11 protein-coding genes and 2 tRNA genes are annotated in these 13,568 nt (G+C 59.9%); 4 read left to right on the top strand and 9 right to left on the bottom strand.

All coding sequences use genetic code 11. The annotated features are described in order from the left end of the window. Nucleotides 1–88: 88 nt before the first annotated feature. A complete protein-coding gene (locus ACMVPR_RS04745) occupies nt 89–1,672 on the bottom strand; it encodes a helix-turn-helix domain-containing protein (protein ID WP_416881927.1) in 1,584 nt (527 codons plus the stop codon). A gap of 128 nt (nt 1,673–1,800) precedes the next feature. Beyond that, a complete protein-coding gene (gene hemA, locus ACMVPR_RS04740; RefSeq protein WP_416881926.1) occupies nt 1,801–3,066 on the bottom strand; it encodes a 5-aminolevulinate synthase in 1,266 nt (421 codons plus the stop codon). A 243-nt stretch (nt 3,067–3,309) separates the two neighbouring features. On the opposite strand from hemA, the gene ACMVPR_RS04735 reads away from it, so the two are divergent. From ACMVPR_RS04735 to ACMVPR_RS04725, 3 genes are read left to right on the top strand one after another with little or no spacing between them, the layout of a single operon-like run. Then, nucleotides 3,310–4,686 (top strand): M20/M25/M40 family metallo-hydrolase, encoded by a 1,377-nt coding sequence (locus tag ACMVPR_RS04735; RefSeq protein WP_416881925.1) that lies wholly within the window; start codon nt 3,310–3,312, stop codon nt 4,684–4,686. Between the two features lie 16 nt (nt 4,687–4,702). Next, nucleotides 4,703–5,368 carry a hypothetical protein gene (locus ACMVPR_RS04730; protein ID WP_416881924.1) on the top strand — a complete coding sequence of 222 codons (666 nt, stop codon included), beginning with the start codon at nt 4,703–4,705 and terminating at the stop codon, nt 5,366–5,368. Beyond that, a complete protein-coding gene (locus ACMVPR_RS04725) occupies nt 5,365–6,225 on the top strand; it encodes an alpha/beta fold hydrolase (protein ID WP_416881923.1) in 861 nt (286 codons plus the stop codon). Before ACMVPR_RS04730 ends, ACMVPR_RS04725 begins: the two co-directional genes overlap by 4 nt. Nucleotides 6,226–6,240: 15 nt before the next feature. Here the strand turns inward: ACMVPR_RS04725 and ACMVPR_RS04720 are convergent. Beyond that, nucleotides 6,241–6,317: transfer RNA gene (locus ACMVPR_RS04720), tRNA-Asp, on the bottom strand. Nucleotides 6,318–6,346: 29 nt separating this feature from the next. After that, nucleotides 6,347–6,423 (bottom strand) — tRNA-Asp (locus ACMVPR_RS04715). A gap of 540 nt (nt 6,424–6,963) precedes the next feature. On the opposite strand from ACMVPR_RS04715, the gene ACMVPR_RS04710 reads away from it, so the two are divergent. Beyond that, entirely contained in the window at nt 6,964–7,752 is a 789-nt protein-coding gene (locus ACMVPR_RS04710; protein WP_416881922.1) for a LytTR family DNA-binding domain-containing protein, read from the top strand. Nucleotides 7,753–7,968: 216 nt separating this feature from the next. On the opposite strand, the gene ACMVPR_RS04705 is transcribed toward ACMVPR_RS04710, so the two are convergent. The 5 genes from ACMVPR_RS04705 to ACMVPR_RS04685 all read right to left on the bottom strand — a co-directional run bounded on the left by ACMVPR_RS04705 (nt 7,969) and on the right by ACMVPR_RS04685 (nt 13,540). Further along, nucleotides 7,969–9,762: a gamma-glutamyltransferase family protein gene (locus ACMVPR_RS04705; RefSeq protein WP_416881921.1), complete on the bottom strand. Its 1,794-nt coding sequence runs from the start codon at nt 9,760–9,762 to the stop codon at nt 7,969–7,971. A 15-nt stretch (nt 9,763–9,777) separates the two neighbouring features. Then, nucleotides 9,778–9,942: a hypothetical protein gene (locus tag ACMVPR_RS04700; RefSeq protein ID WP_416881920.1), complete on the bottom strand. Its 165-nt coding sequence runs from the start codon at nt 9,940–9,942 to the stop codon at nt 9,778–9,780. A 295-nt stretch (nt 9,943–10,237) separates the two neighbouring features. After that, nucleotides 10,238–11,809: an ABC transporter permease gene (locus ACMVPR_RS04695; RefSeq protein ID WP_416881919.1), complete on the bottom strand. Its 1,572-nt coding sequence runs from the start codon at nt 11,807–11,809 to the stop codon at nt 10,238–10,240. Then, nucleotides 11,799–12,569: an ABC transporter ATP-binding protein gene (locus ACMVPR_RS04690; RefSeq protein WP_416881918.1), complete on the bottom strand. Its 771-nt coding sequence runs from the start codon at nt 12,567–12,569 to the stop codon at nt 11,799–11,801. Before ACMVPR_RS04690 ends, ACMVPR_RS04695 begins: the two co-directional genes overlap by 11 nt. Beyond that, on the bottom strand, nt 12,569–13,540 hold the full coding sequence (locus ACMVPR_RS04685) for an ABC transporter substrate-binding protein (protein WP_416881917.1): 972 nt from the start codon (nt 13,538–13,540) through the stop codon (nt 12,569–12,571). The genes ACMVPR_RS04690 and ACMVPR_RS04685 overlap by 1 nt, the downstream gene beginning before the upstream one ends. Nucleotides 13,541–13,568 lie beyond the last annotated feature (28 nt).

Here is a 13,568-nt window from a genome sequence, read left to right as displayed (position 1 = left end):
AGTGTCAACCAAACTGTACAGTTGTTTCGCGCATATAGCTAGGCCCGCTGAACGGGGGCTTCAAGCTTTCCAAACAGGAATGCGACGCTTAGTCGGCGGGCTGAACGACGGCCAGTTCGGCGACCACACGCGCCAGATCGCTGTCCGCCTCGATCGATGCGACCGAATAGGTTTGGGACAGTTGATCCACCGAAAGTGCAAGGTTTGACGTGACCGACCCGCGCGCGCCCGCTGGCCCGTAGGTCTGGCCGTTCATCGCGAAATAGATCGCGCCGGATTCGCCCACGCGCAAGGTCGGCGGCTCTTCCGTCAGCGGCACTTCATAAGTGTCGCCCGCGTTCATGATGGTCTCGTAGATCACGGTACCATCCGCCGCGCGCACACGAATCCAAGCCGGGCGAACCGCGACAAGGGTCACCCCGGGTGCGCTGTCTTCGAGGATTTTCGGCTGACCAATGGTCGGTTGTGTCGTGTCAGTGCCCAGTTCGGCCAGAACCCGGTTCAGATCGGGATCACTTTCCAAACGAGCCGGTTCCAGAACCGCCGCGAGGGTCGGTCCGTCCAGCGACAAATCAGAGGTGACCGTTCCGGCAGGGCCTACCGGGCCGACCGTTTGACCGTTAACCGAAACATACAAGGCACCGCTTTCACCAACATTCAAAAGCGCATCAGCTTCGGACGCAGGAACGGTCCAGGTTTCCCCGGCTGCCATCACACGTTCGAAGATCACGGAGCGATCATCTCCACGGACCCGAACCCATGCCGGACGTGCCGCGATCAACGTCACCCCGGCCTGCGGGAGACCTGCCGCAAGGGTAGACCGAATGGCAGCGGGCGCGAGATCGACATTCGGCAGAGCCTGTGTTGCGACCTGCGCGAAAGCGCCGACGCTGTTCGGATCCAGCGTCGAGATCGGTGCGTCGCGTGCGACGAGCACCGGCACATCCAAGGCTTGCGGACGGTAGAGGCGATCAAATGCTTCGACCGTGGTCGGCGGAGTAAACACACCGGCAGCGACGCCCGCATCTGCGGTTTCTGTCGAAGGTTTTGTCGATGGGAGCGTTGTCTGGAGCGGATCAAGATCGCTCAGAACGACGGGTGTCTGGTCCACGGGAGCAACCTGCACCCGCTGGACTTCTTGAAGGACAGAGTATCCGCCGTAGCCGAGCCCGCCAAGAAGCAGCGCAAGAACCAATGTCGACCCGATGGCGCCAGGCTCAATACGCGACAAAAGGGAATCGCTGCCCGGAGCGAACGGCAGGACCGGCTGTGAAAACGGGTCTCGGACTGCGCCGGAGCCGATCACGGGCGATATTTCGGATTTCTTGCGCGAAGATGCGGCGTCGGACATGCCATGCGCCGTCTCGAACCCGCTTTCGGCACAGAATACCGCATAGGTGTCGTCCGGGTCCATGCCAAGATAGCGGGCATAGGACCGGACATAGCCGGCAATAAAGCCGGGCGTGTCGAACGCGGTCGGGTCACAGTTTTCGATGGCCGCAATATAGCTGGCCTTGATGCGCAATTCGCGCTGCACATCCAACAGGGATTTTCCAAGCGTTGCGCGTTCCCCGCGCATGACATCCCCGAGCCTGAGTTCGAAATCATCGAACCCACGCGGTTTTTCCTCGGTGATATCCTGCGATAGTTTTGGGGATTTTCGCCCAATCATACTCGCTGCCCCTTGCCGTACAAACCGTCTACACGCTGCCTGCTTCGCGCGTACCAGGTGAGTCGAGTCGCGCGTTTTATTACTCTTTAGATAGCACACGACAAGGTTTAATGCACTGATTCCAAGTGCTAGGCGCTGAGTTCGGCGCGATTCAGCGCACAATGCGCCCAAAGCTCATCCATCGCTTGTACCAGCTTATCAATTTCTTTCGGACCGTGTACCGGCGACGGCGTGAAGCGCAGACGCTCTGTTCCGCGCGGGACAGTCGGGTAATTGATCGGCTGAACATAAATGCCGAAACGGTCGAGCATCATGTCGGACATCTGCTTGGTGTGCACCGGATCGCCAACGATCACCGGGATGATGTGGCTGCCATGATCGACGATCGGAAGGCCCAAACCCTTGAGGCGCATCTTCAGGATGCGGGCTTGCAACTGGTGCTGGTCGCGCAGGATTTGGTCTTTTTTCAGATGAGCGACCGACGCCGCTGCACCAGCGGCAACAGCAGGCGGCAAGGACGTGGTGAAGATGAAGCCCGGAGCATAAGACCTTATTGCATCACACATTTTTGCGGATGACGCGATGTAGCCTCCCATCACGCCGTAAGCCTTCGCCAGGGTGCCGTTGATGATGTCGATGCGGTCCATAAGACCGTCACGCTCTGCCACGCCAGCGCCGCGCGGGCCGTACATGCCCACCGCGTGAACTTCGTCGATATAGGTCAGCGCACCGAACTCGTCTGCCAGATCACAGATCGCTTCGATGGGGCCGAAATCACCATCCATGGAATAGATCGATTCGAACGCGATCAGCTTGGGCGCATCGGGATCGTCAGCCGCCAGAAGCTCGCGCAGATGCGCCACATCGTTGTGCCGGAAAATCCGCTTGGCCCCGCCATTGCGACGGACACCTTCAATCATCGACGCATGGTTCAGCGCATCCGAATAGATGATGAGGCCGGGGAACAATTTCGGCAGCGTCGACAACGTTGCATCATTTGCGATGTATGCGGAGGTGAAAAGAAGCGCGGCTTCCTTCTGATGCAAGTCGGCAAGTTCGGCTTCAAGCCGCTTGTGATAGACGGTCGTGCCGGAAATGTTGCGTGTGCCGCCCGATCCCGCGCCAGTCGCATCAAGCGCCTCGTGCATTGCGGCCAGAACAAACGGGTGTTGCCCCATTCCCAGATAATCATTGCCACACCAGACAGTGATGTCCTGCTCGGTGCCATCCGGCTTGCGCCAGACCGCGTGCGGGAACTGACCGTTTTGACGCTCGATGTCGATAAACGTCCGGTAGCGGCCTTCCTCGTGCAAACGATTCAGGGCTTCGTCGAGTTTGTCTACGTAGTGCACCGGCGTCTCCTTCAGTCTGCGATCTTCAGGGGCGTTCTCCATCGCCCTGCGTCGCATTCACGTTTTAGAATGGATATAGATCGGATCCCCTCATGACAATGTGCTTAAGGAATGACCAACCGTCGCAGCCTTGATCTGAGTCAAACACCCCGGCCTTGCACGCGCACTTGGACGTGAAAACTGCATTTTCTTTGCATCATTGGTGAGGATGGCACCTTTTTTGCGGCTCTAGACAGCAACAAGCGCAGTGATAGGGTCCGACGAAACATGAAAAGGAGCACGCACATGTCCGTCGATCCCGTCCTTGCCCGCATTGATTCCACCCTCGCGGACAGCCTCGAGCGTCTGAAGGAACTGCTGCGCATCCCGTCCATTTCCACCGACCCGGCCTTTAAGGCCGAGTGCGACCGCGCGGCCGACTGGCTGGTGGCCGATCTGCAATCGATGGGCGTAACTGCCGAAAAACGCCCGACCCCCGGCCATCCCATGGTAGTCGGCCATATCGACGGCCCCGGCCCGCATCTTTTGTTCTACGGGCACTATGACGTACAGCCGGTCGATCCGCTGGACCTGTGGGACAACGATCCCTTCGATCCGCAACTCGAAGACACGCCAAAGGGCAAAGTGTTGCGCGGTCGCGGGACAGCAGATGACAAAGGCCAGTTGATGACCTTTGTAGAGGCCTGTCGCGCGTGGATTGCGGAACATGGCAGCCTGCCCTGCAAGATCACCTTCTTCTTTGAAGGCGAAGAGGAATCAGGGTCTCCGTCGCTTGTGCCTTTCCTCAAAGAAAACGCCGACGAATTGAAAGCGGACATTGCCCTGATCTGTGACACGGGACTGTTCGACAGCCGGGTACCTGCCATCACGACGATGCTGCGCGGCATGCTTCAGGAAGAGATCACAATCATTGGCCCGACCCGCGACCTGCACTCAGGAATGTATGGCGGCGCTGCGATGAACCCAATTCGCGCGCTGAGTTGGATCATCGCAGCCCTGCATGACGAGAATGGCCGCGTGACGGTTCCAGGGTTCTACGACGGCGTGGCGGACATCCCGGACGACCTGATGCAACAATGGGAAGCGCTTGGCTTTGATCACAAGGCGTTTCTTGGGGATGTTGGACTTAGCGAACTTTCCGGAGAAGCCGGGCGCAGCGCGCTCGAGATGCTGTGGTCCCGCCCCACATGCGAAGTCAACGGCATTGGCGGTGGCTATCAGGGCGAAGGGTTCAAGACCGTGCTGCCCTCAAAGGCCAGCGCCAAGATCAGTTTCCGTCTGGTCGGCCAACAAGACCCGCATGCCATTCGTGAAAACCTGCGCACGATGGTCACCGATCTGACCCCCAAGGATTGCAAGGTCTCGTTCAAGGCGCACGGTGCCTCACCCGCTTCGGTGATGTCGATTGACAACCCGGCGTTTGAAAAGGCGCGCGTTGCGTTGAGCGATGAATGGCCGGATGAGGCCGCCTTCATCGGCAGCGGCGGATCGATACCGGTCGCCGGATACTTCCAATCGCTTCTGGGCACTGAATCCATGCTGATCGGCTTTGGCAAGGATGATGACCAGATTCACAGCCCAAACGAGAAATACGACATCGAAAGCTTTCATAAGGGCGCGAGAAGCTGGGCCCGTATTTTGGACGCTCTGACCAAGGAATAATGGCAAATAAGGCCGAGTGACGCGGCGTCACATGTCTAAAACTGTCGAAAACTTCCGCAACTTGGTCACGGGCACTTCCAAATCTGGACACAATTCAACGCGAATAGTTAACGCCATGAGACATGTACAACGTAAACAAGATCGTAACGATTTCAATGCTCGCATCCAGCGGCTGGACCCGGCATTTGCACGGCTCCCCGCCAAAGCGCGCGAAGAACGCCAGCCCTGGGAAATGGGCAGCAGATCGTCGCGGAAATCCAACAGCCCGATCATGATGACCGGTCTTGGCTTCGGTCTTGCGCTGACAGCCTTGTTCACCGCGAACAACCCTGACACCGTTCAGGACCTTCTGGTGCGCTCCGGCTGGCCGTTGGAATTCGTGCATTACGCGATGAACGGCATCACTCTTTTTATTGTCGGTCTTATTGTCTTTTACCTGGCCAACATGATCCGCATCGTGAACCCACGTGCAACGGGTCGTGGCAATGCAGCGGGTCTTGTCGTCGGTGCCGTCGCCGCAATCGGCGTAAGCAATATGGATCCGGCCCATCTGGAAACCGGCCTTCAATATGCCGGCTTCGAAAGCCCGGCAGACGTTCTGACCTTTGCGCAGGCCAAGACGTCGGATATCGTGAATATCGACTGGACAAGCGTTGTGATGGTGTCATCCTCACCGAAATGAACCAGCCGGAACATTTCACCACAGACGACCAGAGCATTGCATACGAGGTGGCCGGAAACGGACCGCCTCTTTTGCTGTTGCATGGCTTCCCGCAGACCCGCGCCATGTGGCGTCCTTTGATCCCGGCCCTCGCCGACAAATACACAGTCATCACCGCTGACCTGCGTGGCTATGGAGACAGCAGCAAACCCAGCTCCATGCCCGAGATGAGCTTTCGCCTCATTGCGCAGGACATGGTCGCCCTGATGGCATCGCTGGGGTTTCAGAGCTTCCACGCCGTTGGGCATGACCGTGGCGCGCGAACAGTCCACCGCATGGCACTGGATCACCCGCAGGCCGTACAAAGCTTGACGATCATGGACATCGTGCCGACCGAGCACCTGTTGACCAACATGACAACAGAACTCGCCAAGGCCTATTACCATTGGCTGTTTCTGGCACAGCCCTATCCGTTCCCCGAAACCATGATCGGCCATGACCCGGACGCCTATTTCGAGCGCTGCCTCTTGGGATTCGGAAAAGCCAGCCTGAGCGATTTCGACGCCGATCTTTTGGCCGAGTATCAGAGGGCGTGGCGCGACCCGGATTGCATCCGCGCCATGTGCAACGACTATCGGGCGGCGATCGAAGTGGACTGGGCAGACGATCGTTCTGACCTGTCCCGCAGCGTCACCTGTCCCGCACTTGTGCTTTATGGCAAGGACGGTGCGATGGCGCATTTGCTGGATGTGCCGGCGACCTGGGCCGAGCGGCTGACCAATATGCAGCATGCCGCCATCGAGGGTGGGCATTTCTTTCCGGATCAGTCGCCGAAAGCCACGACCGAAGCGCTGTTGGGCTTCCTCAACTCTCTATGATCGGAAGAAGGGAAATGGCGCGGTTGACGGGGCTCGAACCCGCGACCCCCGGCGTGACAGGCCGGTACTCTAACCAACTGAGCTACAACCGCGCATTTCACGTAGATGCTTCGGGCAGTGGTGGCGCGGTTGACGGGGCTCGAACCCGCGACCCCCGGCGTGACAGGCCGGTACTCTAACCAACTGAGCTACAACCGCTCACTGCCGCCCGCATCTGGGCGTGACGCGGGTTCTATGGTCAGCGCCCTGCCCCGTCAAGCGCTTTCACGCGCTTTTCTGTTGCAAAAATTCGATCCTCGGAATGCTGCCGCCGACATATCCATTCTGGCCTTCGGCAAGACCTTTGCAACAGCACCGTCTCGGCCCGCAAGACCCGCCCAAACCTGACACAGTCTGCACGAAACGGATGGGCGGAACCGGATCAACCGACACTGAAAGCGGCAAAATGCGTCCGGATTTCATTACGGGATCCAGTGATTCACAACAAGCTGACACAATATAACGCTCCGATTTTATGGAATAATATTTCACCACAAGCGTCGATCTGACATTTTTATATCAAAAGTGATGCGCATTAGCGTCAATCTGACAATCATTCAGCATTGTCCGACCATCTTGCGATTGCCTGAATCCGAAAGTTTCATATTGTCAGGTCACCGAACGTGTTGGGGGTTTCGGTCTGCCGTGAGACACTTACTTGAGACAGAGATCAGGTGTTGGGACCTGCTGGGCGGACACGTGTCTTTCAGCCTTGAGTCATATTTGCGCGTCCTGCGCCACGAGCGAACTCTGCTGTTCCTTTTGCTGAGCATGCTGGCTTTCGTCGCATCGGACCCGTCTGGTGCCAGACCCTATGTGCCGCTGTGGTTCTCGATCGGATTCTGGCCGGTTTCCTTCGCGTTCTACATCATGATGAAACTTCTCGGCCTGACAGTTGCTGCAGCGCTCACCCACTACATTCCACGACTGCGCATTCCGCTGCCAATTGTCGGGTTCCTTGCTTTGATCCCGACAGTCATGCTGTGCGAGGCATCCGTGCGGGTCATGAGCAATGGCACGTTCCCCTACGATTTCGTGGGACAATTGGTGTTCTACTTTTTCTCGGTTCAGGGGCTCGAAACCGTGTTCTACCGGTTCATCATGCCCGAGAGCTTCATCGTGTCCGAGGGCAAAGAAGAGCTTGAAAACCAAACGACAGGCCGTCACCTCATTGTTGGCGGCGAGAAGGTTGATCTCTCAGGACTTCTGCACATCGAGGCACGCGAGCACCATGTCCACCTGACATTCGAGAACGAAAGATCGGTTGCCCGTGCCCGTTTGGGGGACATCGTCGCCCAGACCCAGACCGAAGATGGCATGCAGCCACACCGGTCGTGGTGGGTCGCCCGCGACCCTGCCATTCGCGCAGAACGCAAGAATGGCCGTCTTGTCCTTCGGTTGCGCGACGATACCGAAGTCCCTGTCGCGCGAACCCGGACGGACGACGTGATCGCCTGGCTTCAAACCCATGTAAACCCGGCTGAATAAACCGCGTCAGCTTGACGGAACGCCTGCAGTGAGGACGCCGCGCGGTTCTCAATCCAAACCTCGGTTTGGATTTCAGAAGTGCATCATGTGAAGCGGCGACACGCGTTCTGAGCACGTCCTCGGGACCCTAACCTGAGGCTCAGAAATCGGTCGCGGACGCCTCAATTGACCTGCGCTTGCATCGCAACGGCGACGCCCAACTCTCCGGTTTTCTCCTCAGCGTCCGACGGCATAGGCTTGCATCAGGCGCGGTGTTGCGGCGGCCTTGAGCATCCCGTCGGGTGTCCGGCATGCAGCGGTAAGGCGGCCCACGGTCCACGGCTCGGCAACTTCAAGATCGTGGCCCCGCGCCCGCAGTTCCGCAATGACCGCCTCGCCAAAAGCCGGTTCAACCATCAGGTGGCCGGGTCGCACCGGGCGCGGATCGAACGACCCCTGGAAATGCGCCGTGTTGAAGAGCGGCGCATCGATGGATTCCTGCAGGTTCATGCCGGAATGTACCAATCGCAGGAACAGCATCAGCTGCCACTGATCTTGCTGATCGCCACCCGGCGTGCCGAACGCATGGCGTGTGCCATCGGGTGCCTGCGCCATCGACGGTGACAGCGTTGTGCGAGGACGGCGGCCGGGGGCAAGCGACGTGGGCAGCCCCTCTTGCAGCCAGAACATCTGGGCGCGGGAATTGAGAGGCATGCCAAGCCCCGGCACCACAGGCGAGCTTTGCAGCCAGCCCCCCGAAGGTGTCGCCGAAACGGAATTGCCCCATTGGTCGATCACGTCGATATGCACCGTGTCGCCGCGTTTTTCCGACAGGTGCGCCATGGTCGGCTCGCCTGCGCCCACGCCTCCCCCGGAGGCTTCTTCGCTTGCCTGGGCGCGGGTAATGGCGGCATCCGCCTGATGGGCGAAGCCGTCGATCCGGCCCGGTCGCTGGTCGAGCGATGCTTTCGGCCCCAACAGCCCACGACGGGTGTCGGCATAAGCGCGCGACAAGAGCATTTCGGTTGGGATGTCACTGTGCAGGGGATCGCCGTAATAGGCTTCGCGGTCTGCAAAGGCGAGCTTCATCGCCTCGGTGACCGTATGCACAAAGTCCGCGCCCCGACTGTCCATGTCGGCGATGCCGGAGCCATCAAGAAGGCGCAAAGCCTGCAAGAGGCTCGGCCCCTGGCTCCACATGCCCGGCTTCCAGACGGTCCAGCCTTCGTAGTCGACGGACAGCGGCGTCTCCAAGGTCTCTGTCCAGCTTGCCATGTCCTGACCGGTCAGCACGCCTTTGTGCCGTGCGCCGGACGCATCCATCACACAGGCGTCCCGCATCCATGTGTCGATCGCCTCGGCGATGAAGCCCTCGTAGAACACGTGCCGCGCGGCGTCGATCTGCGCCTCGCGACCTGTTGCGCCTTCCGCTTCGGCCAGCAACCTTTCCCATGTGTCGGCCAAGTCGGGATTGCGCATCAGCGACCACGCCTCGGGTGCGCTACCCCCCGGCATCCAAGTCGTGGCAGAGGTCGGCCATTCGTCACGGAAGAAATCCGACAGCCCGTCGATGGTCGCGGCCACGCGCGGAAGCACGGGGTGGCCGTGTCGGGCGTAGTAGATCGCCGGCTCCAAGATCGCGCGCAGCGGCAGTTTTCCGTGGTCCCGCAAAAGCGCCATCCACGCCCCGAACGCACCGGGGATTACGGTTGCCAGAAGTCCCGAACCCGGCACGCTGTCCAACCCTTCGGCCCGGTAATGCGCGATGGTCGCCCCTGCCGGTGCCGTCCCCTGCCCGCAGAGGACCTGCGGCGCGTCATCTGCAGCACCGCGCCACAAAAGCGGCATGTCTCCCAAAGGACCGTTCAAATGCGGCTCGACCACATGCAGCGTAAAGCCCATGGCGGCCGCGGCATCGGCGGCGCTGCCACCGGCCTCAAGGATCTTCATCCCGACGGCAGAAGCGATCCAATGGGTCGATGCGACGACGCCGAAAGTGCCCTTGATCTCGGGTCTGGTGGTAAATTGCATGTCCGTCCCTTTGTTTCACGTATCGCGCGGGTCAAGTGCCATCCACGGCACGGCGTCGAGTTTCTGCGCCAACTGGCGTTCGGTTGGCAGCCGCCCCTCGAAAACGATCTGCCGGATCGCCTCAAGCAAGCACCGGGCCTCCGGCGCTTCCTCTGGGTCTTTTTGGCAGTCGTACAGCATGACGCTCCAAGAAGAATTACAGATTGGATGAAACCAATCGCTCATGGGATACGACCGATCTGTCAACTGTGCAAACTCAGTCAACATCTAACGGAAGACCAAGACAGCACGAAGTCACTACATCTTCAGACCGTAACAGATTGTCTTTATAGGACAAATCGGTGTTTAAAAGCTTCCTTGTTTGCACTGTCTCCTCAACCTTCGGCCTCCTACGGGGAAGACAGCCACCATGAATGCCGTGGTCGCCCAACAGGCGGACGCACAAATCACCGCTTGGACGGAAGCAGTCTCACGTTCATTCAGCGGTCGCCATGCCAAGACGCCGCAAGACCCGTTTTTCGACGATAACGACCAGCTGATAGAAGATGACCGACAAAAGAACCGAGACAGCCGCAACTGTCCAGATCATGCCGTAGTCCAGAAACCCTCGGGATTGGTTCAGCAGGTTGCCCAGTCCTTTCCCTGTCGCCAGCCATTCCGCGATCATCACACCCAGCAGCGCGCGCGGAACCGTCAGTCGCGTCGCCGCAAAAAGGTAAGGCAGGGAAGCCGGAAGCGTGACCATCCGCATTTCCGTCCATCTGCTTGCCCCATAGGCACGCGGCACGTCTTCGGCGCTGCGCGGTACAAGCGCTAGCCCCTGCGCCAGCGTGACGAAGGCCGGGAAGAAAGTGACCGATATCGTGACCCAGAGCGTCAACGACGTACCACGCCCAAGGATGAGAACCAGCAGCGGCGTCAGAGCGACCAAAGGCATGGTCTGTGTGACCAAAGCTACCGGCAGGAAGGCCTCGATTGCGCGGGGAAACAATCGCGACGAGATCGCAAGCAAGAAGGCAAACAGCAACCCTGCGGCCATGCCGACAAAGGTGATCGGCAGGGTTTCCGCCAGCGCCGCAAGCAATCGCGACTGCGCGCTCTCTGCCGTCGGTCCGAGGAACAGGTACTGAACCACGCCCCACGGTGTCTTGGAGATGAGGTCCGGCACGCCGGTCAGCTTGATGAAGCCCCACCACATGATGAACGGCAACGCGATGGTGCCGAGGGTCAGAGCGATACGGACAGCCAGGGACCTGTTGCCTGTGTCTGTCTCAGGCACGGCCGTATTCAGGGTCACGGCGCGGGTTGCCCCGAGTGTGCGGGACGCCAAAAGAGCAAAACCCGCGTAGCTCAATCCAGCAATCAGAGTGGCCACAAGACCGATGCCCCAAAGGCGATCCGGCTCACCGCGCCCAAGTGAGCCAAGCAGATAGGCCCCCAGCCCCCACCGTCCGCCGCCGCCGAATTCCGCTAGGATCGCCCCCAGCACAGCGTTCGGTGCGGCGACGCGCAGACCCGCCAGAATGGAGGGCAAGGCACCGCGAAAGCGCACAAGGCGCAACGCATCCCAGCGGCTGCCACCATAGGCGCGGATGACATCCGTTGCGCGGCTGTCGGCCTGTGACAGACCGATCACGGTGGCGGTCATGGTGACGAAATAGACGCCCAATGCCGCCAGCGCGATCCTCGGCGCCATACCGGACAGGGTCAGAACAAGGATGGGTGCAATCGCGATGGGTGGCAGGGCGAACACGGCAATATTCACCCCACGGAACAGACGCAGCATCGTGGGCGACATCGCAAAGACGACCCCTGCCCCGATGCCAAGCGCATTGCCGATCAGAAAGCCCAGGGTCGAGGCATAAACCGTGGCCCAGATATGGCGCGGATAATCGCCCCAATCCTCATAGAGCCGGATCACGATCTCTGAAAACCCCGGCAGCGCGCCGCCGGCCACAAGATCAAGCCGACCAACGACCTCCCAGATCAACAGCAAAACCGCGGCGTTGCGCAGCCCGCGCCAATGCCCTTTCGGCTCAGCCGCCATGCAGCACCTCGGCGACGTGATCGCAGACACGGTGGAATTCCGGGTCCGAGAAGAGCGAGGGTTGGCGTGGGCGATCAAAGGGCACCTCGATCACATCGACAATCCGCCCCGGAACCGCGTGCATCACCACCACCCGATCCGCCAGAAACACCGCCTCGTCGATCCCGTGCGTCACCAGAAGTGCTGTTGATCCGGTCTCGGCCCAGATCCGTTGAAGCTCGACATTCATCTGTCGACGCAGGATCTGGTCAAGCGCCCCAAAGGGTTCGTCCATGAACAGGACCTGCGGATGCGTGACAAGAGCCCGCGCGATGGCGACCCGCTGGCGCATCCCACCCGACAATTCGCCGGGCAATGCGTTTTCGTACCCCTTGAGGCCCACCAGTTCGATCATATCCTGCACATGCGACGCCGCAGCGGATCGCGACCGGCCAAGGACTTCGAGAGGCACCTCCACGTTGCGTTTCACACTGCGCCACGGCAACAGGGCCGCATCCTGAAACGCGACCCCGGTCACTCCGGCCCGGGCTGCATCAAGCGATGCTTGCCCTGCAATCTGCACCGTCCCGGCATCGGCACGTTCCAGACCCAGTGCGATCCGCATGACCGTGGACTTGCCGCACCCCGACGGGCCGATGATTGCGGTGAAAGACCCTTCGGTGCAGGACAGGCTGACGTCGCGCAGGGCTTCGACAACCTTCCCCCGCCCCGAAAAGGTCTTGCAGACCCCGGATAGGGCAATCCCGTCCGGGGCCGCCATCAGATCTCTTCAAGCAGCGTGGTGTCGAACATCTCACGCGTGCCGTTGATACCGACTTCGCTCAGCGCGCGCAGGTTGGCTTCGATCCCTTCTTCGGTCATCGCCATGAAGCCTGCCGGGCTTTCCATCAGGGGCTGCTGCGCGTTGTTGAAGAAAATCTCGTTCTCGATGGTGCGACCTGTTCCGGCAAACCACGTGTCCTTCCACTTGGGCGGCCAGAGGTTCGGGTCCTTGAAGTTCTCATCCCATCCCTTGCGCGACGCGCGCAGCCACGCGACCAGCTCGGCGCGTTTGGTGGCAAGGGTTTCCTCAGTGACGACCACAGTATCATTGTAGATCGTGAACCCGAAGTCGTAGAGCAGGAACGAGGTCGCTTCGACGCCCTGCTGGCTGATCGTGTAGGGCACGTTGGTCGTGAAATCGAGGCTCGCGTCGATCTCGCCCTGAATGAGCGGCGTCGGGTCATAAGCATAGGGCACGATGTTTACATCGGCCGGGGCGATCCCGTTCAGCGCTAGCATGGCGTTCACGGAAATGACGTTCACCGGCGGGACCGCAAGCGTCTTTCCAATCAGGTCCTTCGGTTCGTTGATCGGGTTGGATGCCAGAGAAACGATCCCGATCGGGTTCTTTTGGTACTGCGCCCCGATGATCTTGAACGGGGCACCTTGGTCAACAATCGCCTTGATCGTCGTATCCGGCGTCGTCAGGGCAAGGTCTGCCCGGCCCGCGATGATCGTGCTCTCGGGAATGACATCAGGCCCGCCGGACAGGTAGGTCATGTCCAGACCTTCAGCGGCATAATAGCCTTCGTCAATGGCGATGAAATAGCCTGCAAATTCTGCGTCGTTAATCCACGCGGCTTGCATTGTGAAAGGTGTGGCGGCGCGGGCGCGGAAAGGCAAAGTCGCGGCGGCGGCGCTCGCGGCAGCCGTGCCCAGGAAACGGCGGCGGTCCAGTGTGAGTCTCATGGCGAAAGCTCCTGTTTAGAGATTGGGT

It is taken from the genome of Marivita sp. (genome assembly GCF_048006345.1).
Classification (GTDB): domain Bacteria; phylum Pseudomonadota; class Alphaproteobacteria; order Rhodobacterales; family Rhodobacteraceae; genus Marivita.
The sequence above is the reverse complement of the archived record's forward strand: the minus strand, read 5'-3'. Positions and strand labels throughout refer to the sequence as shown.

Bases quoted from the DNA above. Each gene is read 5' to 3' on its own strand.
- hemA (WP_416881926.1), bottom strand. From the start codon at position 3,066: ATGGAGAACGCCCCTGAAGATCGCAGACTGAAGGAGACGCCGGTGCAC.
- ACMVPR_RS04685 (WP_416881917.1), bottom strand. From the start codon at position 13,540: ATGAGACTCACACTGGACCGCCGCCGTTTCCTGGGCACGGCTGCCGCG.
- ACMVPR_RS04690 (WP_416881918.1), bottom strand. From the start codon at position 12,569: ATGGCGGCCCCGGACGGGATTGCCCTATCCGGGGTCTGCAAGACCTTT.
- ACMVPR_RS04735 (WP_416881925.1), top strand. From the start codon at position 3,310: ATGTCCGTCGATCCCGTCCTTGCCCGCATTGATTCCACCCTCGCGGAC.
- ACMVPR_RS04725 (WP_416881923.1), top strand. From the start codon at position 5,365: ATGAACCAGCCGGAACATTTCACCACAGACGACCAGAGCATTGCATAC.
- ACMVPR_RS04705 (WP_416881921.1), bottom strand. From the start codon at position 9,762: ATGCAATTTACCACCAGACCCGAGATCAAGGGCACTTTCGGCGTCGTC.
- ACMVPR_RS04745 (WP_416881927.1), bottom strand. From the start codon at position 1,672: ATGATTGGGCGAAAATCCCCAAAACTATCGCAGGATATCACCGAGGAA.
- ACMVPR_RS04700 (WP_416881920.1), bottom strand. From the start codon at position 9,942: ATGCTGTACGACTGCCAAAAAGACCCAGAGGAAGCGCCGGAGGCCCGG.
- ACMVPR_RS04695 (WP_416881919.1), bottom strand. From the start codon at position 11,809: ATGGCGGCTGAGCCGAAAGGGCATTGGCGCGGGCTGCGCAACGCCGCG.